Source organism: Syntrophothermus sp., assembly GCF_013314835.1.
Lineage (GTDB): Bacteria > Bacillota > Syntrophomonadia > Syntrophomonadales > Syntrophothermaceae > Syntrophothermus > Syntrophothermus lipocalidus.
Window position 1 is genome coordinate 40,382 of sequence record NZ_JABUEX010000005.1, and the last position, 25,486, is coordinate 65,867.

Here is a 25,486-nt window from a genome sequence, read left to right on the forward strand (position 1 = left end):
GCCCCCACCCGTTACGGTTTCTTATACTTGATCCTGACCTTGCCTCCGCTAACCTCATCTAACGCTAAGGAAACCATACTGGATAGTCTCCAGTTTTCATCTTTCTTGTGGAGTTCAGATAATGCCCTCGCTCGTTTGGCTACAGCCACGACTATGGCGTACTTACTGTCACTGACTTTCATCAACTTATTTATCGAAGGCGGTCTCATTATCTTCCCCCCTTATCAATCTTGTTACCCTGCATCGTTCTGCCACCATAATCGCCACCAACTTCTCCGCCGCCGCTTCCACGCGATCGTTAACCACGAGATAATCATAATGCTGGAGCTGGGCCATTTCCTCAGCGTAACTGGACAACCTCTTTTCAATCGCCTCAATTGAGTCCTTTCCCCGCTTACGTAAACGGCGGGCGAGTTCTTGAACATCAGGAGGGGCTATAAAGATGAAAACTCCTTCAGGGAACTGGTGTCTGATCTGCCTTGCCCCTTGAATGTCGATCTCCAGCAGCACGTCTTGTCCTTTTTGCAAGTTTTCTAAAACAAAGCTACGAGGCGTCCCGTAATAATGATCATAAACGAGAGCCCATTCCAGGAATTCGCCCTGCTCTACCAACTGGCAAAAAGTATCTTTCGATAGAAAAAAGTAATGCTCTCCGTGCACTTCGCCAGGACGTGGAGGTCGGGTGGTAGCTGACACCGAATACTGTATATCGATCTGCTGTTTGAGTAAAGTGTCCTTTAGAGTGCCTTTGCCTACACCCGAAGGCCCAGAAATCACAAACAGTATACCTTTTCGTTTCGGTAATACCCCATCATGCACGCCTATTCCTCTTCCGCACTGGTAGTTTCCTTGACCGAGAGACGGTTGGCCACGGTTTCTGGTTGTACCGCGGAAAGAACCACATGCCCGCTGTCTACGATTATGACTGCCCGCGTACGACGACCGTAGGTAGCATCGATTAATACCCCTTTTTCCCGGGCCTCTTGAATTATACGCTTGATCGGAGCTGATTCGGGGCTCACTATGGCCACGATCCGGTTGGCTGCTACTATGTTCCCAAAACCAATGTTAACTAGCCTTATCTCCATAACGCCCCCGCTATGCGGGGTTCCACCTCCTGTAATCATTCTATGTTCTGAAATTGTTCTCGCATCTTCTCCAATTCGGCTTTAACCCCAACCACCAACTGGCTGACCAGCAGGTTATTGGCCTTGGAACCGATAGTGTTTATCTCCCGAAACATCTCCTGCAACAAAAAATCACCTGTTCTGCCTACGGCGCCTCCCGCAGCCAATAGACCCGTCAGTTGTTCTATATGGCTCCTTAACCTTACAATCTCTTCTGTGATGTTAACCCTGTCGGCAAAGAGTGCGATTTCCTGGTATATCCTGTTCTCGTCAAGCCTCATGTCAGGCAAAAGTTCTTGTACCCTTATTCTCAACCTATCAGCGTACTCCTTAGGAATAACGGCTGCTTGCTCTTCTATTTTGTCTACCATTGTCTTTATCTTTTGGTTACGTGAAAGGATATCCTGCCTAAGATTCTCGCCCTCCCTCTCCCTCATTCCCAACAAGAGCAAAAGGGCCTCATCGACAGCCCTGGTTATAGTCCGCCACACAGCGTCCATGTCCTCGGTTTCGTCTTCCAAGTTGAAGACTTCTGGAAGTTTGAAGACGTCGATTACCGAGAAATCGGATGAAATCCCTAGATATTCTGCCAATTCTATCAAGGATTTATGATAAGCCATCGCCAAACCTTTGTCAACTTTCAGGCTCCGTTCGGCCTCTTGAACCCGCTCGACGTTAAGGCTCATCTCGATTCGACCTCTGATTACGTGCCTCTTGACCTGCTCCCGAATCCGGTCTTCTAAACCCGCATATCTCCGGGAGAGTCTGATATGTAGGTCAAAAAAACGATGGTTAACGCCTTTAACTTCGCAGGTCACCCGGTAAAAGTCGTCGGATACATCAGCCCGACCAAATCCCGTCATACTTCTAATCGTCACTATAGTCAGCTCCTAGGTATAGTACTTGTAATCACGTCCTGATTAAAACTCGACCTTCCCCAATGCATCATGCATCCTCTGTAGAGCTTCTCTGAGCCGGTCCTCCTCTACGGTAAGAGCGATCCTGAAGTAACCCTCTCCGTAATCCCCGTATCCGGTCCCAGGAGTGATGATAACCCCCGCCTTTTCTAATACCAGTTCAGCGAAGCTAGCAGAAGTATACCCTTTGGGCACCGGAGCCCACACGTAAATACTCCCTTTAGGAGGCTCCAGCCTCCACCCCATGTCGTTTAACCCCTCGATCACCACATCGCGTCTTCTTTGATACAGGTTCCGCATAGCCTCGACACAGTCTTGTGGCCCTTCCAACGCGGCTATCCCTGCTTCCTGAACAGCCTGGAACACCCCGGAATCCACGTTAGACTTGAACCTGGTTAAAACCTCAACCGCGTCCCTGTTTCCACACGCCCAGCCTATTCTCCATCCGGTCATATTAAAAGTCTTCGACAACGAGTGGAACTCGATGCCGACGCTCCTCGCCCCTTCCACTTCCAGAAAACTGATGGGCTTGAACCCGTCAAAAGCGATCTCGGAATAGGCGTGGTCGTGACATACCAGGATATCGTAATACCGAGCAAATTCAACCACTTTTTTGAAGAACTCAGCATCGGCCACGGCACCGGTCGGGTTGTTCGGATAATTTAAGAACATCAACTTCGCTCTTTTGGCTTTTTCTTGCGGTATATCTTCAAGGGCAGGCAAAAACCGATTCTCGGCTGTAAGCGGCATCTGATAAGGTTCTGCTCCAGCCAATATTGCACCTATATTATAGACCGGATAACCAGGGTCGGGTACCAGGCTCACATCTCCCGGATCGACAAAACAAAAAGATATGTGGGCTATGCCTTCTTTTGAACCTAACAAGGATACTATTTCCGATTTCGGGTCCAGTTCAACCCCGAAACGATCAAGAAACCAGGATGCCACGGCCTCTCGGAACCTAAGCATTCCTACAGAACTCGGGTACTGGTGATTGGCCGGATCCTTAATAGCTTGTTCCATCCGTTCTATTATGTGAGGCGGAGTAGGTCGGTCCGGGTCTCCTATGCCTAAGCTGATGACGTCTACTCCCTGCTCACGAGCCTCTTCGATCTTCTTTTCGATCCTGGCAAAGAGATACGGTGGCAGTTTTTGCATTGCCTGGTTCTCTTTCACTTCCTATACCCCTCCTAAAGCTTTCTTAAATCGACCTCACCGGTAAAAACCTCCTTGGCTTCCCCGGTCATGTAAACATGGTTGTTGTCCGGGTCCCATTCGATTATCAGCTCTCCGCCTTTCAGCCGCACGGTAGCCCGGCGCCCGGTAAGGTCGTTCAGGTAAGAAGCTACCAAAGTTGCGCAAGCCCCGGTACCGCAGGCCAACGTCTCGCCTGCACCGCGCTCCCATACCCGCATGCTCACCGTGTTTTCGTCCTCGATCTTAGCGAACTCCACATTTGTCCTGCTTGGGAAAACCGGGTGGTTTTCGAGCACTGGCCCCCATTCACTGACAGGGACAGAGGAGAACTCATCCACAAACACCACACAGTGGGGATTGCCCATAGACACCGCCGTAATCCGAAACCGCCCGGCCGTGGTGTCCAACTCCTCGCCAACTACCTTACCCGGGCTTCCTAGCATCGGAATCAAGCTTCTTTCCAGAATCGGTTCCCCCATATCCACCCTGACCTTTTCCACCTCTCCGTTCTTTAGTATGACCTCAGGATAACGCGGGCCGGCCAGAGTATTCACCGATATCCTAGTCGTGGAAACGAGTCCTCTTTCCCAAACGAACTTGGATACACAGCGAATGGCATTCCCGCACATCTCCGGTTCTGAACCATCGGGGTTAAATATCCTCATAAAAACGTCTAACTCCCGGTCTTTCCCCACTATGACCAAACCGTCGCCCCCGATCCCGAAGTGGCGATCGCACAGCTTGATCGCTGTTCTGGAATAATCCTCAGGCGAGAGCTCGCTTTTTTCGGCTTCGATTACGATAAAGTCATTACCCAATCCGTGCATCTTCGTAAATCTCACAGGCTCCATCCTCCGCTCAGCTTGTGCTGTTCTTAAGCTCTAATTTTAGCATAATTCTCATAAAGTAAAAGCTTTCTTGAAAAGACCGTTTTTACAGCTTGGTAGCACATTTTGCTTCCCGCCAGTCCCAGTATCATCAGCCATTGCCAAGGACAAAGCGGTACTGTGTCAAATACCGGCTGCAACCGGTGAGAATAAACCGCCAATCCCTGAAGCATGGCAGAGGAGAGAATCGCTGCTATGAGAAATTTGTTACCGAAAAATCCGATTTCAAAGGGAGTGAACTGTTCCGAACGACACTCGAGCACGTAAAACAACTGAGCCGCAACCAGGTAAGTAAAGGCCATGGTTCGGGCCAAGGCCAGGTCGACCTGTCCCGCCAATTTCCCGCAGACTATACCGACGGTAAAAATGACCAGAGTCGTCAAACTGATAAACAACCCGCGCCCCAGAATTCCCAAACCTAAACCGCGGGCAAATAAACTCTCATTCTTAGGACGAGGCTTCCTCTTCATAACCCCTGGTTCAGGTGGCTCAACCCCCAGAGCCATTGCCGGTAGCCCGTCCGTAACCAAGTTTACCCAAAGAATCTGGATGGGAAGCAAGGGCAACGGCATCCCCAACACAGCGGCCAAAAACATGGTTAGGACTTCCCCGACGTTGCATCCCAACAGATAACGCACAAACTTGCGGATGTTGTCATAAATAGCCCGCCCCTCATAAACAGCAGCTTCAATCGTTGAAAAATCATCGTCAGCCAATACCATACACGAAGCTTCTTTGGTAATCTCGGTACCGTTAATTCCCATGGCAATGCCTATATCGGCTTCCTTAACAGCCGGCGCGTCATTCACCCCGTCACCGGTCATAGCTACCACGTGTCCCGCTTTCTTCAACGCCTTAACTATACGAAACTTGTGCTGCGGCGAAACCCGCGCGAATACCCTAACGGTTTCGGCACAATTGACTAGCTCCTTGTCGGTTAACTGGTCAATTTCGGATCCGGCTATTACCCGTTCTTTCGTAGTAATACCTACGCTTTTGGCGACAGCTAAAGCGGTGGCCGGATAATCCCCAGTTATCATTACCGGAATAATACCAGCTCGCAAACACCTGGATACCGACGTGCGTGCTTGCGGCCTCGGAGGATCCACCATACCTGCAACTCCTAGTAGAATCAGGTCATTTTCCAGGGCGGCATCATCGGAAACTTCCAGTTCAGCTTCACTTAGGTCCTTGTAAGCAAAAGCTAGAACCCTATAAGCTTCCTGGGCCCACTCTTGCTGCAAGCCAAGAAACCGTTTTCTGACTTCATCTGTCAACACTGCGGTACCAGCTTGGCGAGCGATTCTGGAACACCGATCCAAGAGAACGTCTAAGGCTCCTTTAACGTAAACCCTAAAACCGTTGTCTCCTGCCACTACCACGGTCATAAGCTTACGCTCGGAATCGAAGGGAACTTCTCTTACTACATCCCTCGATCCCTTGTAGCCCGCCTTTAAGGCCATAACTAGTAACGCCCCTTCGGTAGGATCTCCATAAAGCACCTGTTCACGGTTCTCCAGGTCTATTTCGGCATGATTGCAGTGGTAGGCACACTTTATCAACAAAGACACGGCATTGTTCGCTAAAGCATCTAATACCCTTTGGCCAGCCATGAACCGTCCTTCTAAACTATACCCTTCGCCCGTAATTGTAGCTTCTTGCTCCCAGGTAGCAATCCTTTTTACGGTCATCTGGTTTTGGGTTAAGGTACCGGTTTTGTCAGAACAGATTATGGTGGTACAGCCCAAAGTTTCTACTGCCGACAGTTTTCTTACCACGGCGTTGCGCCTGGCCATACGCTGAACCCCCAAAGCCAAAACCACGGTAACCACTGCTGGCAGCCCTTCTGGTATGGCCGCTACCGCCAGGCTGACCCCGGCCATGAACATCGACAACGGTGGCTCCCCTCGGACTATTCCCAGTATCGATACGAATATACAAACGCCAATACAGAGCACTATGAGGGTATTACCTAATTGGTCCAGCTTCGCTTGCAAGGGAGTTGGCTCTGGACGCGACACCTTCATCATGAAGGCTATCTCTCCCATAACCGTCTTCATTCCGGTGGCCACAACCACCCCATTCCCTCTCCCCCTGGTTACTACCGTCCCCATAAAAGCCCGGTTGGCCATCTCTGCCAAGGGTATGTTTACAGGTAGAATAACATCCGCCGTTTTGTTCACCGGAACCGATTCCCCGGTCAAGGCTGATTCTTCGATCTCGAGACTGTAGGTTTCAATCAATCTAAGGTCAGCCGGAACTCGATCTCCGGTTTCTAAGACCACTACATCTCCGGGAACCAGTTTTTCAGCCATAATCTTTTGCTTGCGTCCGTCCCGAATCACTGTAGCAACGGGAGAAGACATCTTTTTTATCACTTCTAACGATCTCTCAGCCCGGTACTCCTGAATAAAACCCAAAACGGCGTTGACTATTACTATAGCAAGAATGGTGACCGCGTCCACCATTTCTCCCAGCAGCCCTGACACCACTGTGGCCGCGAGCAAGACCAGGACCATCGTGTCGGTGAACTGCCCGATGAACTTTTTCAAAGGACTGCCCCGTTTTTCCTGATCTATTTTGTTAAGTCCGTCCCTCAACCTCTTCTCGGCTTCTCTGGACGACAGCCCCTTCTTGAAGTCGGTTCTCAATCGACGGACTACTTCAGGCCACGGTTGTTCATGCCATGCAACCTCGGACATATTTCCCCACCCCTCTTCCTCGCTCTGACAAAATATTATTCGTCGCGGGGCAGGAAAAGAATCGACAGCGGAGCACTCGAAGCTTCTGCTGAAAAAACAAGAAGCTGATGGGCCTTGATAAAAAAGACACGCACAACGTTCCCGGTAAACAAGCTTTGCCAGCTTGCGTATCGCCTGTCGTCTTCTCGCTGGCCAAGCAACACGGGTTTCTTTCAACTCTCTAGCTTCAGTGAACATGCCGGGATCATTCACAGTGAAGCAGATACCGGTTGTCCAGTGGGAAAAGAACTGTGGTAACGGAAGATTTTGTGCCGGACCGCGGCGATGTTGTTTGGCTATTGAGGAAACAAAAAAGCCGCCTTCGCGAGGAAAAGGCGGCTTCCAAAGCGAGACACATCAATGGCGCTTGCGCAAATACTGCCGAGTCCGTTGGTTAATGCCCCATGTAGCATCGGTCAGCTTGCTCGAAATATAAGAACGGATGTTGTCATCTAGCTCGGGGTTGGTGTAGTCTACAAACATGTACAACACCCGGAGCACCGCGGCCATGTTGAGGAGTAGCCTTTCGGGCGGAGCCTTCTTTAGAACGCTGTCTTTGGACCCGTAATAAAACAACATCCTCTTTACCACCCAGAGTATTTCTACGTTACTCCACACTCTCTTGTCGAGTATTTCCTCCAGGAGAGCTTCGGGCCCGATAGAGTTTTCCCGGTTACAGATCTCTCGCCATTCCTTGCTATCAAAAAGTGTTAGCTTAACGTCTTCAAGACCGGTGAAGATCTCGTGCTCATCCATTTCATAAGTTCCCCCTTTCCTAAAATATTGCCGGGAATCCCTCGAGGCTAAGCAAGCCGAAGACTGAATAACCAACAGATCAAAAAAAACGTTCCTGTCGGCGGGAAAAGCAGGAACGGTTTCTAAATCAGAGCTACTTCGTTACAACTATGTCGATAGCTTTCACCACGACAGTTGCGACATCGCCTTCTCTGATTTTCATCCTGTCCATCTCCTGTACTGGTATTACCCCAGTAATATGTTGGTTCTCTCCGAATCTTACAGTAACTTGAGCCATGAAGTCGCCGGGGATGACCCTGATTACCTCTCCTGTGAAGCGGTTAATCCACCCAGTGTTTTCGTAAGTCTTCCAAGATCTAGCATCAGAAGTGGATGTTTGGGTTTCCCATCCATAATAATGGTGATAAACATCACACTCATCCTGGGTCTTACGGCAAAAGCTTTCAACCTCACAGAAGCGACACTGTGGATACAGTTCCATGATGCTTTTTGCCCTCCCCTATCGTCAGCACTCGCCATGTTTTTCTAATGGTTGCCGTTCAAAACTTCTCTAATCTTCTACGCCTAAAAGCCTTGCCATTTGTTTCCCGCCTGTGAAATCACACACCACACGTTCCATTTTACTACACCGGCGCGCTGAACGACCATGGTGGGGATTGGCAAGAAAAGATACTACTACGCGTTACCACCCTCGAAACAGGCCTTGTCCTTGTCGACCATATGGTATGTGCGGTAGCCCCCGCTGATGCTTTTAGCTGTGAATCCATGTTGTCGCAAAATGCGATAAGCGATATAGCTCCTCAAGCCAACTTGGCAATAAACCAAAATCTCTTTGTCTTTCGGTAATTCACTGAGCCTTTCGCGCAGGTTGTCAACGGGGATGTTAAGGGCCCCTGGCACTGCCCCGTCTTCTACTTCCCTTTTGGTTCGAACATCCAAAAGCAGCGCCCCCTGGGCCAGTCTTTTGTCAACTTCATGCCAGTGAGCTATCTCTACATCACCCTGTACCATATTACCAGCAACATACCCGATCATATTCACCGGATCCTTAGCGGAAGAAAATGGGGGAGCATACGCCAACTGCAAATCCTGCAGGTCGAAAACCGTCATTCCTGCTCTTATCGCAGTTGCCAGGACATCGATACGTTTATCAACCCCTTCATAGCCCACGATCTGCGCTCCCAGCACCTTCCCGTCACCCGGTGAGAATATAAGTTTCATGGCCATCGGGGTACCGCCCGGGTAATAAGTGGCGTGGGGAGCGGGATGAGTATGACAGGCCAGGTATTCACGTCCCAATCGGTTCAGGGTTTTCTCGTTGCTCCCGGTCACCGCCACCACCATGTCCATTATTTTGACGATAGCAGTTCCCTGGCTACCTTTATATGGCGTGGGCTGCCCGGCTATGGTGTCAGCAACCAGCCTCCCTTGTCTGTTGGCAGGTCCGGCGAGAGGAATCAAGACATCTTGACCAGTAACGTAATCCTTGACCTGAATCGCATCTCCTATCGCGTAAATAAAAGGATCCGAGGTGCGCAGGTACTCGTCTACTAGGATACCGCCAGTAGGGCCGATTTCTAGCCCCGCTTCCTTTGCCAGCCAGACCTCAGGCCGAACCCCTATCCCCAAAATGACAAGTTCTGCTGGCAAGGTCTTTCCGCTGGCAAGCTCTACCTCTTCCACTCCAAAAGAACCTTTTATAGCCACTAACTTGTCGCCGAGCCGCAAGTCTACCCCCTTGTCACGTAAATAGCAATGGACTATCGCCGCCATTTCAGGATCTAGAGCCCGCATTACCTGAGTATCGGCTTCCACCAACGTTACTTTGGTACCACAGGCCATTAAGACCTCTGCCATTTCCAAGCCAATGAAACCACCACCGACAACAACCGCCGTTGAAGGCTTTCGAGTCTCGATGTGGGCCTTAATAGCATCACTGTCCGGCACGTTACGGATGGTAAAGACATTCTCCAGGTTGGCCCCCGGTATATCCGGAACTACCGGACTGGCTCCGGGGGATAGAACGAGGTAATCATAGCTCTCCCTGTACGCCTCTCCAGTGGCCAGGTTTTTGACCTCCACCTCTTTCTCCCCAGGCAATATGCGCACGACTTCACTCAAAGTGCGCACATCAATGTTGAACCTCCGGCGCATCGCTTCGGGGGTTTGTACCAAGAGCTTTTTCCTGTCCCGTATGACACCGCCTACATAGTAGGGCAGGCCGCAGTTAGCATAAGAGATGTACTCGCCTCGCTCAAACATCACGATGTGGGTTTCTTCATCGAGCCTTCTCAGGCGCGCAGCCGCACTGGCTCCTCCGGCAACCCCGCCCACAATAACCACTTTCTTACTCATTTCTTTCCCCTCCTTTAAAGTCTAACCTTGACGTATTCCCTGGCCTGCAAAGTAACGTACTTGTTCACCTCTTGGATGAGACGGCGTTCAAAAAAACTACTACTTTTAGGATATTTTATCTCATTCACGATCGGCAAAAGAAGCCTTTCCGTATGTCGTATTTCTTCTCGTATGCGGTCAGGCAACAAGTCGTACTCCTCTACCCCGTAGAGCTTGCGCAAATGATCCAATATATCGAACGCCTGATTTCGAAATCCGACTACAGCCGCCTGCTGGAGCAAAGTGTGTTTGTCCAGGTCCAAGCTGAGGAATTCCCTGATGATCCTGAGCCGTAACCTATCAGACTTGGTCAGCAACAGGCGCTCCGAGACCTGCCTTTTTCTCGATTCAATCGATAACACCTGTAACAGAATATCGCGGTAAAAGGCTTTTACCATGTCCGACATGCGACACTCCTCCCAGACTTCCCCCACGGTGTATCTTCGTCACCACTTCTTCATTCTCCTCTATCCAGTCGACAAAAAGGGGGCAGATTCTGCCCATAAAGATTCAAAAGCACGCGGGGCTTTTTCCATTTTAGAATTCAGGGCTGGTTCTTATAGTCTTTGCTCATCTCCAAGTGCCGTTCCGGCTGACACCTTCATTCTAGGGCGAGTTGAGCAAGTATACCCTAAGTGTTATACTTTCCTAGGGGGTGTATCCGTATGCCTTTCGACGGGCTTACCATCGCTGCACTGTGTGAGGAACTGAATCCTTTTCTTCAAGGCTGCCGAATTGATAAGATTCTGCAGCCCGAAAAAGATGAGATTGTACTATCTTTGCGCAAACCCAAGGGAAGCAAGAGATTGGTGATTTCCGCCAATCCCGGTTGGTCCCGGTTACACCTCACCGATGAACGAAAAGAAAATCCGGCTACTCCCTTCGCCTTTTGCATGCTGTTGCGCAAACATCTGGATGGAGCCAGAGTGAAGGAGATTGTTCAAGTCGACAGCGAACGGGTAGTCAATATCCGGTGTGAGGCTTTGAACGACTTTTTGGAATGGAAAGAAAAAGTCCTGGTTTGTGAGTTCACCGGTAAACATACTAATATCATATTGATGGACCCTGAAACCAATCTCATCACAGACGCCCTCAAGCGATTTGGCCCTGATAGCAACTCGTATCGCGAGATCTTGCCTGGACACCCTTATGTGCCGCCCCCCGCACAGGGCAAATTAGAGGCCGAAAACGCTACCTACGAAGAGTTTGCGGCCCGGCTCTGGGAAACAGGCGACAGCAGCCTAAATAGAGGAATGTTTCGCGTATGTGCAGGCATCAGCCAGTTTACTGCTAGATATATATGCCATCGGTCAGGCTTGGATCCAGATCTGCCAACAGACGAATGTGGTGAGTTGGAATTATCTAAGCTCTTTCTCACCTGGCGTTCTCTTTGGGAACACGCCAAGAACAGCCGGGTAAACCCGACGGTCCTAACCGGCCCCCGAGGAGTCTTGGAGTTTTCCCCTTTTTCTTTGTTACCGATGGCTTCTCAAGAAGCCGGCGAAGAAGTCTTGACTTTCGCTTCCGTTAATCAAGCTGTTGACTATTATTTCTATCATAAGCTCAGTCAGCTCAGGGCCTACTCGTATAAAACTAACCTGTTGCGAACCCTCAAAGCCCATCTGGAAAAGGCTTACCGCAAAGCCCTTTTACAGGAAGGCGACCTCGTTCAAGCCGAGAAGACCTTTCCTTACCGCACTTGGGGAGAACTGCTGACTGCCTACGGGCACCAGATTGAGAAAGGTCAAACCGAAGTCGAGCTCATAGACTTTTATACGGGAGAATCGGTAACAGTTGAGCTGCTTCCGCACCTCACTCCGATTGAAAACGCCCAGCGCTACTTCAAACTGTATGCTAAAGGCAAAGCCGCAGCCCTTCACGCCGAAAAACGTTTACGGGAAACCCGACAAGAAATTGCCTACCTCGAATCAGCACAATTTGCCCTTGAACAAGCAGAAACTATGGACGAAATAGAAGAAATAGCAGAAGAACTGGATAGAGAAGGGTATATAAACAAAGACAGAAAAAGAAAAGCGCGCGTCAAGGAGGAACGGCTGCAACCCCGTATGTTCCCGTCTTCAGACGGCTACAAAATACTGGTTGGAAGAAACAACCTGCAAAACGAACAACTGACTCTGAAAGCCTCGGGGCACAACGACCTCTGGCTGCACGCCAAGGACGTACCCGGGAGTCACGTTATCGTCCGGTTGAGCAAAAACATCCAGAGTATTCACGAAGTTCCAGACCACACCCTGGAAGAGGCAGCCCTGTTAGCTGCCTATTTCAGCAAAAGCCGGGAATCTGACAAGGTTGCCGTAGATTACACTTTCAGAAACAACGTCAAAAAGCCCAAGGGCTCAAAGCCGGGCATGGTAGTCTACGACAACTACTGGACCCTTTACGTCAATCTGAAAGACCCGCGGCTAGAATCCCTGCTACGAAAAGAGTTTAGACCAGAAATCGACGCAGATCGGCACGGCACCTAAAGTTATCGTAGGGTCTGCGTTAATTAGCGTCTAAGTCAAAAATAAATGTCCTTCTCTGGCTCGCTTCCTTAGCTCAGTATCGGCTACCCGGTTTCACTAAAGGGATCTTACCTGCCTTGCATAACGGGCAATTATCAGGCTCGAAGGTTTCGATATCGACTACCAGCACCGACTCGGTCCTAACCCCGAAATCCACCTTCCCGCCGCTGCGGTCTACTAGCGCTGCTACTCCAATCACGGCGCCTCCTTCTTCTCGTATCACCTGTATTACTTCCCGCACTGATCCTCCGGTAGTAATGACATCCTCGACCACCAGCACACGCTGTCCGGGAACTACGGTAAACCCGCGGCGCAGCTTCATCTTCCCGTTTTCCCTCTCGCAAAACATGCCCTTGACCCCCAGCTTCCGGGCCACTTCATACGCCACAATGATACCTCCCATAGCTGGTCCAATCACCACTTCTACGTTGTCGTTTCGAAAACGGGAAGCCAATTCCTCGGCCAGTTCCTCTGTGTAACACGGGTATTGCAGCACCGAAGCACACTGAATATAACGTTTGCTGTGCCTGCCTGAACTCAATAGAAAATGTCCTTCTAGAAGCGCGCCCGTGGTCGCAAAAATCTGTTCTGCCCTCTCTTTGCTCATCATATTGAAGCCTCCAATTCTTCAATGATTCTCATTGCCGCTTCTCTTCGATTCTTTTCCCTCAGAATCGGACGGCCTATCACGATGTAGTCTGCCCCCAACTGGATAGCCTGGGCGGGAGTAGTAATCCTCTGTTGATCATCTTTGTCAGCCCAGACCGGCCTTACCCCAGGTGTGACTATGAGAAACCCTGGCCCGCACGCCTCGCGAATGGCGGCGATTTCGTGCGGTGAAGCCACCACTCCCGAAAGGCCACATTCCCTGGCCATCAAAGCCCATTCCACTACGAGCTCTTCCATTCCCAATTGAATCTTGAGGTCTTCTCTTAACTGCTGCTCCGAAATGCTGGTAAGAACCGTCACCCCTAGTACCCGGGGCGGAGAAATCCCCAGGCATCCGGCTTCCTCCAGGGTAGCCTTTGCGGTCTGCCTCATCATTTCGCGGCCACCGGCTACGTGAACGTTAAACATGTATGCTCCTAGCCGGGTTATTATCCTCGCTGCAGCACTGACCGTATTGGGGATATCATGAAACTTCAGATCAACAAATACTCTGCCGCCTGCCCGGGTAATTTTTCTGACAATGTCCGGGCCGGCGCTGTTGAAAAGCTGCATCCCTATCTTGAAAACCCCCACTACATCTCGCAGTTCGTCAACTAAAGACAGGGCCTCCTCTTCTGTATCTACATCGAGGGCCACAATGAGTCTCTCCCGCGGTTCCATGCCTCATGCCTCCTACTGTCTCGGTTAATGCTCTGCTAGCGGATAATGGCTGCCCCGATTAGCTCCTGGATATCGTATATTCCGTTTTTCTCTAAATATTGTTCAAGGTCCCCTATGATTCGTCGAGATATACCCGGGTCTACAAAGTTGCCGGTGCCGATTGATACCGCCGTCGCTCCGGCCAAGATAAACTCCAAGGCATCGGAGTAATTCATGATGCCTCCCATTCCTAGAATAGGCACGTCCACTTCCTTTGCCACCTGGTAAACCATTCTGACCGCTATCGGCTTGATCGCCGGTCCGGATAACCCGCCAAAGATGTTACCTAGAGCTGGACGTCTCTTTTCCACATCAATCGCCATCCCCAAAAGCGCGTTGATAAGAGAAATGGCGTTTGCTCCCGCGTTGACCGCTGCTTTAGCCATAGCGACTATATCGGTCACGTTGGGCGATAGCTTGACTATAAGAGGTAATCTAGTGCTTTCTCGTACAGCCCTTACTACTTCGTCGATCATAATCGGGTCGGTTCCGAATTGAAGACCCCCTTGTTTTACGTTGGGGCAAGAAATGTTAACCTCGAGGCCGGCTATTCCTGGCTGTCGGTCCAAGATAGCTGCCAAACGCGCGTAATCCTCGACTTGATTACCGGCAATGTTTACGATCACGGTGGCCTTCTTTTCCCGCAGATGGGGAAGGTGGACGTTTATCAACACTTCCACTCCAGGATTTTCAAGCCCAATAGCGTTAAGCATCCCCGCAGGGGTTTCTACGATCCGGGGAGGAGGGTTCCCGTCTCTAGGCTCCAAGGTAGTGCCTTTTACGATCACCGCGCCTAATTCGGACAGATCTATAAACTCTTCATATTCCGCTCCATAGCCGAAAGTCCCCGAAGCGACCGTAATCGGGTTTTTCAATGTAATTCCACCCAAGTCTACCGATAGATTGATGGCCGGTTTTTCCTTTTTCTTAGGCATCAAACACCACCTCGCCTATCTTGAAAACAGGACCATCGGTGCATACCTTGGCATAGGCTGCGGTTCCATTTCTGATAACCTTTTTGGCACAACCCAAACATGCCCCTATGCCGCAGGCCATGTGCTCTTCCAGTGACAACTCTCCGTTGATCCCCCTTGCCTGGGCAATCTCGGTTACCTTGGCCATCATCGGTTCCGGGCCGCACGAATAAATGTAGTCGAACTGTTTCTTATCGATAACCCTCTCCAATAAATCGGTGACCCTGCCCTTCATCCCCTCACTGCCATCATCCGTCGACACCATAAAATCTATGCCCATACGTTTGAGAATATCCTTGCCGACCAGGTACCCAGAGGTAGACGCCCCTAGAAGAACAGTCACTTCGACCTTGTGTTCGCACAAGACACGGGCCAGATAAACCAGTGGAGCAATCCCGACTCCCCCGCCTATCAGAAGTGCCCGCCGCATATACCTGGGTAAAGAAAAGGGCCTGCCCAAAGGCCCCAAAACGTCGAGTTGTTCGGCTGTGTGCACATCGGACAACATTCTAGTGCCCCTACCTACCACCCGGTAGAATACGGTTATACTACCGATTTTCTTTTCCACATTGTAGATACCGAACGGTCTTCTTAGTAGCGGGTCAAGACTTTGAGTTACCCTTATGTGGACAAACTGACCGGGAAGGGCTTCGCGTGCAATCTCAGGAGCTATAAACTCTAACTCGAAGTACCCGGGAACTATCTCCCGATGCCTGATAACAAGGGCTTGTTGAACTTTCCGCATAGAACACCCCCGATGACTGTTATGCAAGGAATTCTACATCAGGACAAATATTCCTCCAGGCATCTTATCTTAAATTGGCACCATTTTAGACAACAAGCTCACCGTTGTAAGCCACCAGCCGGCCTCGAACAATTGTAGCCCAAGGCCATCCCTTTAAGACTCGGCCTTTAAAAGGATTGTTCTTGCCCTTGGATAAAAACTGACTTGGTTCCACCCGGCGCTCCAGCTCTAAGTCTAATATTGTTACGTCCGCTACCTTTCCAGGAGCTAGATTGCCCCGGTCCAGTTTCAAGATATTGGCCGGGTTAACCGACATTAAGCGAACCACGTCAGATATGTCCACTATCCCACTATTGACCAAGTCGTTTAATATCACAGCCACGGCGGTCTCCAGCCCAGAAATTCCACATGAAGCTAGGTTGTACTCGCAGTCCTTGGCTTCTACCTCATGCGGGGCATGATCGGTGACAATGCAATCGATCACGCCTTCGATCAGTCCCTGCCGCAAAGCTTTAACGTCCTCGCGGCTGCGCAGAGGGGGGTTGACCTTGGTATCGGGATCATAATCCCGCACCATTTCATCGGTAAGGGTTAAATGGTGGGGCGTGACTTCACAGGTTACAGCCAGACCTTTCCTTTTAGCCATTTTGATGAGCTCCACTGATCCTCGGGTGCTGATGTGAGCGAAATGAACCCTGCTTTTCGTAGTTTCCGCAAGCAGGATGTCTCTGGCCACCATTACCTCTTCCGCAGCAGCCGGAATCCCTTTAAGTCCGTACAAAGTGGAGTAAAACCCTTCGTGCATTTGTCCGTCTTCGGAAAGATTTAGATCCTCGCAGTGGGAAATGACCGGGATATCGAACATCCGAGAATATTCCAAAGCCCGCCTCATAATCTCGGCATTCATCACCGGGCGCCCGTCGTCGGAGACAGCAACACAACCGGCTTGCACGAGATCAGCCATTTCTGATATCTCGGTCCCCTGCTGCTTCTTGGTAATGCTGCCGATGGGAAAGACGTTAACCACCCCTACTTGCCGGGCCCGGGAACACACAAATGCGGCCACCGCACCGTTGTCTATCACCGGGTTGGTATTGGGCATGCAGCAAACAGTGGTGAGCCCTCCCACCGCTGCCGCCCTGGTACCCGAAGCAATATCCTCCTTGTATTCGAATCCCGGCTCTCTCAGGTGGACGTGCATGTCAATGAATCCCGGGCAAACAATCTTACCAGTAGCATCCAGTACCTCGGCTTTCTTCGTTCTTATCGCAGGTGAAATCTCTTGGACGAGACCGTCTTCGACAAGGATATCTCCTACCAGGTCGATCGAGTTCACAGGATCGATGATCCGGCCGCCTTTAATCATTAACCTCATCAGTCGTCCCTCCCATCATCAGGTACAATAAAGCCATTCTGACCGCAACCCCGTTGGTGACTTGTTCTTCGATGACTGAAAAGGGGCTATCGGCCACGTCCCCCGCTATTTCCACTCCCCGGTTCATGGGGCCGGGATGCAAGACCAGCACGTCAGGCTTGGCCAATGCCACCCGCTCCCGGGTTAGACAGTAAAGATTGCTGTACTCTTCCAAAGTCGGAAACAAACCTTCCTTTTGCCTTTCCCTTTGAATTCGTAAGACGTTGATAACGTCTACTCCTTCTAGTCCTTCTTCAATGTCGTAGTACTTTTTGACTCCCAGGTTCTCTATGTCAGCCGGCATCAGAGTAGATGGACCTATTACTCTGATCTCACATCCGAACTTTTGAAGACCAAAAATGTTGGAACGAGCTACCCGACTGTGTAATATATCCCCCAGAATAGCCACCTTTAACCCTTCCAAAGTCCCCTTTTTCTCCCGAATAGAGTACATGTCGAGCAGAGCTTGGGTAGGGTGTTCGTGAGTTCCATCCCCTGCATTGATGACCCGCATGCTGGTGTTGCGGGCAACGTAGTGCGGTACACCGCTCATAGAATGCCTTATTATAATGACGTCAGCGCCCATCGCCTCAATAGTCCTTATCGTATCCTTAAGACTTTCGCCTTTCTGTACGCTGCTGGTGGTAACCGCCAAGTTGACCGTGTCCGCCGATAAGTATTTGCCTGCCAACTCGAACGATGTTCTTGTCCGCGTACTCGGTTCGTAAAACAAGGTTACGATCACCTTTCCGCGTAAGGTTGGCACCTTCTTTATGTCCCGAAAAATTATGTCTTTCATCGGTTGGGCTACATCCAGAATCGAAGTTATCTCCTCCCGAGAAAGATCCTCAATACCGAGCAAATCCTTGCGCCGCTTAAACACCATTCATCTTTACCTCCTCGCGCGGTGTATCCAATAAAAATGCCTTCCCCGCTAGCAAGGAAGGCTTGAAACACACCTCCATTATCCGGCACCAGCCGGTTCCCTTGCTAGCCTCTCCGGACTATTTTAAAGGGATGCTTCACGTCTCAACGATTTCTTCGATTACCACCTCGTCTTTGCCGTCGATCTCTTTCATCCTTACCGTAATTATTTCTTTCCTAGAAGTGGGGACATTTTTCCCAACGTAATCCGCTTTTATGGGCAACTCTCGGTGCCCCCGGTCGATGAGCACCGCTAATTGGATACACTTCGGACGCCCTAGATCTATTAAAGCGTCTAGAGCCGCTCTAACCGTACGTCCAGTATAGAGAACATCATCGGTCAACACTATGACCTTGCCGGTAACATCGAAAGGAACCTCGGTCCGGTGAACCATCGGTTGCGAAGCCAATGTCGTCAGGTCATCCCTGTAAAGAGTTATGTCTAGAACCCCGACCGGTATCTCTACTCCTTCGATCTCTTTGATCTTCTGAGCAATCCTTTCCGCCAAGGGCCCCCCTCGTCTCCTAATCCCAACCATAGCTAAGTCAGATACCCCTTTGTTTCTTTCAATAATTTCGTGACTGATACGGGTCAATGCTCTCCTTATCCCAGCCTCATCCATTATCCGATTCTTCTCAATTATTTTCACCAGGCGCCCCCCTTCCTTTTTCGGTTCCGGTCGAATACCAAAGGCACAAATAAAGCCTACCTCCCGTAAAGAAGGAAGGTAGGCTTCAATCTTTCCACATCTCCCTTGCCAGCCTCACGGGGCTAACTTAAAGGCTTCTGTCGTCATTCTAAGTCAAGGCCCTAGTCGTGTCAAGCACCCGATTTTTCGAGTTGCCGCAGAAGCTCCTGAAAATACGGGGGAAAGGGTGAATCAAATTCAAGCAGTTCTTTGGTAGTAGGGTGATAAAAAGCCAGGTAGCAGGCATGCAAAGCCTGGCCTTTGAGCTCAAACCTCGATCTACTCGGACCATACACCTGGTCGCCGACCACGGGGTGTCTGATATATGCAAAGTGCACCCGAATCTGGTGGGTTCGACCGGTCTCAAGCCTCGCTCTAACTAAAGTGTAGTCTCGGTATCGCCTAAGAACAGTATAGTGGGTGACGGCCGGGCGTCCCTCCCTTACTACCGCCATCTTTTTGCGGTCTGACGGGCTCCTTCCTATAGGAGCATCTATAGTCCCGGAATTCTCTCTGATCACCCCATGCACCACCGCTACATACTCCCGCCGTATTTTCCGGGCCTTTATCTGATCAGCCAGGTCGCGGTGAGCCTGATCGTTTTTAGCTACCACCATGAGGCCAGAGGTGTCTTTATCCAGGCGGTGAACTATTCCCGGTCGCAACTCCCCGTTTATTCCAGACAAGTCTTTTACCCGATACAAAAGAGCGTTAACTAGGGTCCCTTCCCAATGCCCGTGTGCAGGATGAACCACCAAGCCTTGCGGTTTGTCTATTACCACCAGATCCCGGTCTTCGTAGACTATGTTCAAAGGCATCTCTTGAGCAACCAATCCCGTCTCTCGAGCCGCTGGGATACGAACCTGTATGATATCGCCCTTTCTTATACGGTACCCGGGTTTTTGAGGCCTACCCCCGACCAAGACTAAGCCTTCGTCGATCAGGTTCTTGACTTGGCTGCGTGAAACGTCACATAACGTCTCGGCCAAGAACCGGTCCAGTCGTTCGCCTTCGTGGGACCCTTCTATCACCACGTCTCGCGTTTCCATACGTACCAACCTTCTCCCCTAGCCCCTTGACTTGAGCAACAGTAAAGCCAGCCAAGCTGTTCCAACCACGATAGCCGAATCGGCTAGGTTAAACACGGGCCAAAATCCCAAATCGATAAAGTCCACGACTCCCCCATGCCAAAGCCGGTCCACAAGGTTACCCAAAGCTCCCCCGCTCACCAAACCTAGCCCAAACTGTAAGGCCTTATTTGGTTTGTAATAAACGGCATAATAACTGACCACGAAAATTAAGCCGATAGCTGTAGCTAAAAACAAAAAATATCTCCCTGACAATAACCCGAAAGCCCCGCCTTGGTTCAATACCCGCGTAACGTGCAAAACATTACCGATAACCGGTACACTCTGTCCCAAACCCATATACTCCTGTATCCACAGCTTGGTCAGTTGATCTAACCCAGCGACCGTCAGCATTATTATCCAATAGTGCAGTTTTTTTCCCCCTCTCCGCAGCCATCCTGCACCCAACCCGAGAATTATAACTTTTCCTACAACAACACCATTACATCATCACTAAAACCGCGTAATATATAAACCGTGCCACTGTCGTTTATTGGCCCTCTTTCTGGGCTTTTCGAGTAACTGCAGGTATTCGTACTCCAGTTTTTTAGCCATCGCCCTTGATGACAGCCGCTTGGCTTTGGCTACTGCCCGAACCGAAAAACCGCGTCTGGTCTCCTCGTCTGTCAGCAAGCGAACCACCTTTTGTGCGAACTGCCGTGCGTCCAGCTCAACCAGGTAACCGTTCATCCCGTCATCCACGGTATCCTGCACCCCGAAAGCATTAACTGCCACTACTGGAAGGCCGGTAGCCATGGCCTCAGCCAATACCAGCCCCTGGGTTTCGGTAACCGAAGGAAAAGTAAAAACCGTGGAGTCAAAGTATACGTCTACCAGTTCATCGAAAGGCAGACGGCCTGTAAACACCACGTCCCGTTCTAGTTTTAGTCCCAAGCTGGTAGCCAGGCGTTTCAGCTCGCTTTCCATAGGCCCCCCCGCTACCAGAACCAAAACAGCGGGCGGTACTTGTCGTTTCACTATACTAAAAGCCTCTAACAAAAACTCCAAGTTCTTCTCCTTTGTCAACCGTCCAACGAATAGACATATTGGAGCGTCATCAGGCAAATGATAATGTTCCCTTATCCAGCCGGGCTTCCGTCTTCTAAACTTATCCAGCTGTACCCCGGTAGGAATAACCCGGACCGGAGTATGGATACCATAACCCCTTACCAGCCGCTCCACTTCTCGGGACGGTGCTATCACCAGATCGCATCGGTTGCAGAAGTGACGGCTGTAAACGATAACCAGTTCCCGTGCCAATTCCTGGGGAATGGGGACGTAGTGTACATACTGGTCATAAAGAGTATGGTACGTGAACACCAACGGCAAATCGAAACGCTCGGCGCACTTGGCTCCCCATCTTCCCAACAAGAAAGGGGAATGCACATGAACTATGTCAAGGTTGAGCTTTTCAACCACCGAGTTCATCCGCGGAGCAATCGGAACAGCTAAGGTATAGTCTGGATTGGTTGGAGCAGGTACGGAGAAAAACCGAAAGACATTTCGTTCGTATTCTTTGTACTGAGGATAACTGGGAGCAAAAACATAAACGTCATGTCCCATACGGGTCAGTTCATCAGAAAAAGTAGTTATGGAAGTTACTACGCCGCTGGTGTATGGCTTGTAGCTGTCGGTAAAGATGCCTATCCGCAGCTCAACCACCTCCTCGCATCATCAATCGGTCAGCTTCCCTGACGAATCATTCCGGGAACTTTTTGTGCCATTCCTCAAAAAAATCATATTCCGCGACTTTAAACCATTCGCCTTTTTCCGTTATGTCGCCCATGTCTGTCTGTCGCTCTTCCTCTGGTCTGGTGAATTTGTCCTGTTGCGCTCTAGCGCATTTGATACAGAGGTCGGTTTCAGGCAAAACCTCAAGTCTCTTGGGTTCGATCGCACCGCCGCAGGCTTCGCATTGCCCGTATGTTCCGCTGTCTAACCGTTCCAAAGCCCTCTTCACTCGTTGTAACTCCAGTTCTAGATTCTCTTGAATCCCCGCGTCCTTTTCTCTCTCGTACAGTTCAGAAGCGATGTCACCCGGGTGCTGGTCATACATCGAAAGCTCGTCCAGCATCTCGACCATACCCGCTTCCCTCGCCTTCCTCTTATCGTTCAAAGCCTTTTCCAATCTCTCTTTTTTTGCGAGCAATTTTGCACTGGCATCCACTTCGCATCACCCCTTTTTCAGCGACCTGTCCCTGGAAAACCTCCGGGCGCATTCAGCTGCACCTGCACTATTCGCACTAATTGAGCAATAAGATCTCCTATCACTGGCAGGTTTAAGATCAGGGCCTTCTGGAGGAAATAAAGGATTATAGCTACCAGCACTGTAGCACCGACGACGCCACCAAATCCTCGAGCCACCCCAATCAGAAAATTAATATAAAGAAGCCGTTTCGGATTCTGCAGGACATCAACGTACTCGGCCAGCCTCATCCGTTCCATGTTCACCGAAAGCTCTTCTATTCTTTTCAGTAGGTGCTGCCAGAACTCGGGATCCGTTTTCCCGTCTGGTGCCATTTCACACCGACCCTTTCTAGTATGTCAATTAGTTACACACTCTATCCTCAAGACAGGATTGGGAGGCCCACATACCTCCCTCCCTTTCTTTCTATAATCTCGATTATATTATATCAATACTTCCAGCCGTAACCAAGCCGTTCCAATCGGTCGCCAGATTCCCTACCACTTTGTGGACGAGTTGCTATATAATTGACATAAGCCAGGTTTTGGAAGCCGCTTTCGACTTCTAATAGGAAAACCGGCGATTAAAAGGAGGGATCGATATGGAATTGGTCCAAAAACTGGGTAAATCTCTGGATGAGATGGTCAGACCGTCGACTTACCCTGTCGCTGTGAAGGTACTTGAGAATGGAGATCTCCCGCAAAAAGCAGTTTTCCCCGTCAAGAACTTCGGTAACCGCTTGGCTCTGTGCCAGGGACTCAGCATCGCCCGGCGCTTTGGCATGACCGTGGCCTTCGGACCAGATGACCACCAGTGCCCGCCTGTGCTTATGGCTTTGGGGCTCAAAGACATCAGCAAAAATTTCCAGGAGGGACTCATGGCTTATCCCTTCTATGCCGAGACTCCGGAAATAGGTGCTTCCTTAAACGCGAATCACCTGCCTCGCATGGAACAATCCGAAAATCGACACGTCCTCCTTTCGCCCTTGAGCCGTGCCAGCTTTGAACCTGACGTCGTGCTCGTCTACGGAAATTCCGCTCAAATCCACCGGTTGGTTATGGCAGTTTGTTACAAGACCGGACGCCCTGTAAACGCGGTTTTTTCAGAGCGCATGGGGTGTCTACGAGCTATCATAGTCAGTATCCAATCGGGGGAATACCAAATCACAATTCCCGGCAGCGGCGAAAGAGCCTTTGGTTTCTGTGGGGAAGATGAAATCGTTTTTGCCATTCCCCGCAACCGTTTTGAGGAGTTACTGAGTGGGCTTGAGGGTTCGCAAAAAGCTGGCGGTATGCGCTATCCCACTATATACCCAGCTCTTCTCAAGAGTCCACTGTTCCCACCCCAGTTTGACCCGGTCATGGAAGACCTGGGCATCAAGCAAAACAGGTAACACTGGGCTCAAAAGTCACCTATCGATGGAAAGGAGGTAAAGAGCGTGAACCTATGGCAGGCTATTAAAGAAAGACGGAGTTGTAGGGAGTTCGCTACCACCCCGGTCGAAGACGAGAAGCTCGAGGCCGTTTTGGAGGCCGCCAGATGGGCACCATCCGTGCTCAACAAGCAACCTTGGAGGTTCACGGTTATCAAGAACCAGGAGCTCAAACAAAGACTAAAAGATTCTTGTAGCAAGACTATCGAATTCCTCCATCAAGCGAGTGGTTGGAAATGGTTGGGACGTTATAAGGTGGATTTCTTAGCTCAAGCTCCTGTAATCATAGCCGTCACTGCCGACCCGCAAGACGCAGGAGCCGACAAATTCCTCCCGGGAAGAGGGGAATCCTACGCCATGTCTTGCTGCGCAGCAGTCCAGAACATGCTCCTCGCGGCTCACGCTTTGGGACTGGGCAGTCTATGGTATACCCTTTATGACAAAGACGAAGTAAAACAGATACTAAATGTTCCTCCTCACATGGATTTGGTCAGCATGGTCGTTATAGGATATCCGGCTTCTCCTCCAGGTTCCGTACCCCGCAAGCCATTAGAAGAATTGATGACGGTCATACCGTAGAAGTGTGGGTAAAAAGCTGCGAATCACGTTGACCTCGTGGTTAGACTCAAATGCCTGGTCCGGAAAGGCCAGGCGTATTTGTTCAGTTGGTCAAAGCCTGAATGGGAGCGGGTATCCTTCCTCCTCGTTCTACAAAGCGAGCAGAGGAAAAACAGTTTACCTCCATCACCGGTCCTCGCCCCAGAAGTCCACCGAATTCCACCCATTCCCCTGCCTTCTTACCCGGTGCGGGAATAACACGAACTGCCGTTGTCTTATTATTTATCATGCCGATGGCGGCCTCATCAGCGATGATGGCCGCAATCGTTTCGGCCGGAATGTCTCCCGGGACAATCACCATGTCCAGACCCACCGAACATACAGAGGTCATAGCTTCGAGTTTGTCTATGGTCAAACTCCCGGCTTCCACCGCTCTCACCATACCTAGGTCTTCACTTACCGGGATGAAAGCCCCTGAGAGCCCTCCGACATACGATGAAGCCATGGCTCCTCCTTTTTTTACGGCATCGTTCAATAAAGCCAGAGCGGCCGTACTGCCGGGAGCACCGCACTTTTCCAACCCCATGGCTTCGAGGATCTCGGCCACACTGTCCCCAGGAGCAGGGGTAGGGGCTAAGGACAGGTCCACAATGCCAAAGCTCACTCCTAGGCGCCGCGACGCTTCCCGCCCTACCAGCTCTCCCATGCGGGTAATCTTAAAAGCGGTGTTCTTTATCAGATTGGCCAGAGTCCCCAGGTCGGCCTCCGGGTGTTCCCTAACCACGTGGAGCACAACTCCCGGCCCGCTGATGCCTATGTTGATGCTGGCATCAGGTTCGCCTATCCCGTGAAATGCCCCAGCCATAAAAGGATTGTCTTCAGGAGCATTGCAAAACACCACTATCTTGGCGCAGCCAATCCCGTCGCGATGGCGAGTAAGTTCTGCGGTCTCCTTGATTACTCGCCCCATCAAGGATACGGCATCCATGTTTATACCAGCTTTCGTAGTGCCGACGTTAACACTCGCGCAGACCCTTTCCGTTCCGGCTAAGGTCTGAGGTATAGCGTGAATCAATGCCAGGTCGCCCTGCGTGAACCCTTTGTGAACCAAAGCCGAAAAACCTCCAATGAAATTGACACCTACTTCCTCGGCAGCTCGATCGACGTACTTTCCTAGAACAACCATCTCGTCTGGCGAAAAGCCCTCAGCTATCAATGCAATCGGGGTCACTGAAACCCGTTTGTTCACGATAGGAATTCCATACTCCCTTTCTATATCTTCCCCTACCTTGACCAAGCGCTCGGCCTTATTTACAATCCTGTCAAAAATCTTCCTACCCACATCGTGGACTGATCCGCCGCTACAACCTCTGAGGCTAATGCCCATAGTGATAGTCCTTATATCCAGTTTTTGTGACTGCAACATATTCAGGGTTTCCATTACTTCTTCGGGGTGTATCATGTATTTCATACCACCCTATCACCTCTCGCTGAAGCTTTACAAGGAAAAATAGGCACAGATGGAC

General features: G+C 50.5%; 27 protein-coding genes. 3 read left to right on the forward strand and 24 right to left on the reverse strand.

The window, feature by feature from the left end; all coding sequences use genetic code 11:
* Nucleotides 1–11: 11 nt before the first annotated feature.
* The 11 genes from rpoZ to HPY90_RS03115 form a co-directional block, all read right to left on the reverse strand.
* Complete coding sequence (gene rpoZ / locus HPY90_RS03065; protein ID WP_013175037.1) at nt 12–209, reverse strand: DNA-directed RNA polymerase subunit omega; 198 nt, start codon at nt 207–209, stop codon at nt 12–14.
* Nucleotides 187–819, reverse strand: coding sequence for a guanylate kinase (gmk, locus tag HPY90_RS03070; protein WP_013175036.1), 633 nt, complete (start codon nt 817–819; stop codon nt 187–189). Before gmk ends, rpoZ begins: the two co-directional genes overlap by 23 nt.
* 2 nt (nt 820–821) lie before the next feature.
* Nucleotides 822–1,088 carry an extracellular matrix/biofilm regulator RemA gene (remA, locus tag HPY90_RS03075; protein WP_041432709.1) on the reverse strand — a complete coding sequence of 89 codons (267 nt, stop codon included), beginning with the start codon at nt 1,086–1,088 and terminating at the stop codon, nt 822–824.
* Nucleotides 1,089–1,123: 35 nt separating this feature from the next.
* Nucleotides 1,124–2,005 carry a YicC/YloC family endoribonuclease gene (locus HPY90_RS03080; RefSeq protein WP_287191031.1) on the reverse strand — a complete coding sequence of 294 codons (882 nt, stop codon included), beginning with the start codon at nt 2,003–2,005 and terminating at the stop codon, nt 1,124–1,126.
* A 42-nt stretch (nt 2,006–2,047) separates the two neighbouring features.
* On the reverse strand, nt 2,048–3,220 hold the full coding sequence (locus HPY90_RS03085) for an LL-diaminopimelate aminotransferase (RefSeq protein ID WP_287191033.1): 1,173 nt from the start codon (nt 3,218–3,220) through the stop codon (nt 2,048–2,050).
* A 14-nt stretch (nt 3,221–3,234) separates the two neighbouring features.
* On the reverse strand, nt 3,235–4,083 hold the full coding sequence (gene dapF, locus HPY90_RS03090; protein WP_013175032.1) for a diaminopimelate epimerase: 849 nt from the start codon (nt 4,081–4,083) through the stop codon (nt 3,235–3,237).
* Nucleotides 4,084–4,115: 32 nt separating this feature from the next.
* Nucleotides 4,116–6,830, reverse strand: coding sequence for a cation-translocating P-type ATPase (locus HPY90_RS03095; protein ID WP_287191035.1), 2,715 nt, complete (start codon nt 6,828–6,830; stop codon nt 4,116–4,118).
* Between the two features lie 396 nt (nt 6,831–7,226).
* Nucleotides 7,227–7,625 carry a hypothetical protein gene (locus HPY90_RS03100; protein ID WP_287191037.1) on the reverse strand — a complete coding sequence of 133 codons (399 nt, stop codon included), beginning with the start codon at nt 7,623–7,625 and terminating at the stop codon, nt 7,227–7,229.
* 133 nt (nt 7,626–7,758) lie between these two features.
* The gene (locus tag HPY90_RS03105; RefSeq protein ID WP_287191039.1) at nt 7,759–8,106 is read right to left on the reverse strand and encodes a TOBE domain-containing protein; all 348 of its coding nucleotides are present in this window, start codon (nt 8,104–8,106) and stop codon (nt 7,759–7,761) included.
* Between the two features lie 194 nt (nt 8,107–8,300).
* Complete coding sequence (locus tag HPY90_RS03110) at nt 8,301–9,980, reverse strand: FAD-dependent oxidoreductase (RefSeq protein ID WP_287191041.1); 1,680 nt, start codon at nt 9,978–9,980, stop codon at nt 8,301–8,303.
* Nucleotides 9,981–9,994: 14 nt separating this feature from the next.
* Nucleotides 9,995–10,426, reverse strand: coding sequence for a hypothetical protein (locus HPY90_RS03115; RefSeq protein WP_013175027.1), 432 nt, complete (start codon nt 10,424–10,426; stop codon nt 9,995–9,997).
* Between the two features lie 258 nt (nt 10,427–10,684).
* On the opposite strand from HPY90_RS03115, the gene HPY90_RS03120 reads away from it, so the two are divergent.
* Nucleotides 10,685–12,505: an Rqc2 family fibronectin-binding protein gene (locus HPY90_RS03120; RefSeq protein WP_287191043.1), complete on the forward strand. Its 1,821-nt coding sequence runs from the start codon at nt 10,685–10,687 to the stop codon at nt 12,503–12,505.
* A 73-nt stretch (nt 12,506–12,578) separates the two neighbouring features.
* Here HPY90_RS03120 and pyrE read toward each other — a convergent pair whose 3' ends face one another.
* The 12 genes from pyrE to HPY90_RS03180 all read right to left on the reverse strand — a co-directional run bounded on the left by pyrE (nt 12,579) and on the right by HPY90_RS03180 (nt 22,305).
* Nucleotides 12,579–13,154 (reverse strand): orotate phosphoribosyltransferase, encoded by a 576-nt coding sequence (gene pyrE, locus HPY90_RS03125; RefSeq protein WP_502707183.1) that lies wholly within the window; start codon nt 13,152–13,154, stop codon nt 12,579–12,581.
* Entirely contained in the window at nt 13,151–13,873 is a 723-nt protein-coding gene (gene pyrF / locus HPY90_RS03130) for an orotidine-5'-phosphate decarboxylase (protein WP_287191045.1), read from the reverse strand. The genes pyrE and pyrF overlap by 4 nt, the downstream gene beginning before the upstream one ends.
* Nucleotides 13,874–13,908: 35 nt before the next feature.
* Nucleotides 13,909–14,847 (reverse strand): dihydroorotate dehydrogenase, encoded by a 939-nt coding sequence (locus HPY90_RS03135; protein WP_287191046.1) that lies wholly within the window; start codon nt 14,845–14,847, stop codon nt 13,909–13,911.
* Complete coding sequence (locus tag HPY90_RS03140) at nt 14,840–15,631, reverse strand: dihydroorotate dehydrogenase electron transfer subunit (RefSeq protein ID WP_013175022.1); 792 nt, start codon at nt 15,629–15,631, stop codon at nt 14,840–14,842. Before HPY90_RS03140 ends, HPY90_RS03135 begins: the two co-directional genes overlap by 8 nt.
* Before the next feature lie 85 nt (nt 15,632–15,716).
* Nucleotides 15,717–17,006: a dihydroorotase gene (locus HPY90_RS03145; RefSeq protein WP_287191048.1), complete on the reverse strand. Its 1,290-nt coding sequence runs from the start codon at nt 17,004–17,006 to the stop codon at nt 15,717–15,719.
* Nucleotides 16,990–17,931: an aspartate carbamoyltransferase catalytic subunit gene (locus HPY90_RS03150; protein ID WP_502707184.1), complete on the reverse strand. Its 942-nt coding sequence runs from the start codon at nt 17,929–17,931 to the stop codon at nt 16,990–16,992. Before HPY90_RS03150 ends, HPY90_RS03145 begins: the two co-directional genes overlap by 17 nt.
* Before the next feature lie 136 nt (nt 17,932–18,067).
* Nucleotides 18,068–18,619, reverse strand: coding sequence for a bifunctional pyr operon transcriptional regulator/uracil phosphoribosyltransferase PyrR (gene pyrR / locus HPY90_RS03155; protein ID WP_013175019.1), 552 nt, complete (start codon nt 18,617–18,619; stop codon nt 18,068–18,070).
* Between the two features lie 170 nt (nt 18,620–18,789).
* Nucleotides 18,790–19,707 (reverse strand): RluA family pseudouridine synthase, encoded by a 918-nt coding sequence (locus tag HPY90_RS03160; RefSeq protein WP_287191051.1) that lies wholly within the window; start codon nt 19,705–19,707, stop codon nt 18,790–18,792.
* A gap of 18 nt (nt 19,708–19,725) precedes the next feature.
* Complete coding sequence (gene lspA / locus HPY90_RS03165) at nt 19,726–20,193, reverse strand: signal peptidase II (RefSeq protein WP_287191053.1); 468 nt, start codon at nt 20,191–20,193, stop codon at nt 19,726–19,728.
* Between the two features lie 45 nt (nt 20,194–20,238).
* The gene (locus HPY90_RS03170) at nt 20,239–21,447 is read right to left on the reverse strand and encodes a glycosyltransferase family 4 protein (protein WP_287191055.1); all 1,209 of its coding nucleotides are present in this window, start codon (nt 21,445–21,447) and stop codon (nt 20,239–20,241) included.
* A 37-nt stretch (nt 21,448–21,484) separates the two neighbouring features.
* The gene (locus HPY90_RS03175) at nt 21,485–21,952 is read right to left on the reverse strand and encodes a TraR/DksA C4-type zinc finger protein (RefSeq protein WP_287191057.1); all 468 of its coding nucleotides are present in this window, start codon (nt 21,950–21,952) and stop codon (nt 21,485–21,487) included.
* A 17-nt stretch (nt 21,953–21,969) separates the two neighbouring features.
* Nucleotides 21,970–22,305, reverse strand: a complete 336-nt coding sequence (locus HPY90_RS03180; RefSeq protein WP_013175014.1) for a DUF5665 domain-containing protein — start codon at nt 22,303–22,305, stop codon at nt 21,970–21,972.
* Nucleotides 22,306–22,571: 266 nt separating this feature from the next.
* On the opposite strand from HPY90_RS03180, the gene HPY90_RS03185 reads away from it, so the two are divergent.
* Nucleotides 22,572–23,363 carry a DUF169 domain-containing protein gene (locus tag HPY90_RS03185; RefSeq protein WP_013175013.1) on the forward strand — a complete coding sequence of 264 codons (792 nt, stop codon included), beginning with the start codon at nt 22,572–22,574 and terminating at the stop codon, nt 23,361–23,363.
* Between the two features lie 45 nt (nt 23,364–23,408).
* Complete coding sequence (locus HPY90_RS03190; RefSeq protein WP_013175012.1) at nt 23,409–23,981, forward strand: nitroreductase family protein; 573 nt, start codon at nt 23,409–23,411, stop codon at nt 23,979–23,981.
* An 82-nt stretch (nt 23,982–24,063) separates the two neighbouring features.
* Here HPY90_RS03190 and HPY90_RS03195 read toward each other — a convergent pair whose 3' ends face one another.
* Complete coding sequence (locus HPY90_RS03195; protein ID WP_287191060.1) at nt 24,064–25,431, reverse strand: PFL family protein; 1,368 nt, start codon at nt 25,429–25,431, stop codon at nt 24,064–24,066.
* Nucleotides 25,432–25,486: the final 55 nt, after the last annotated feature.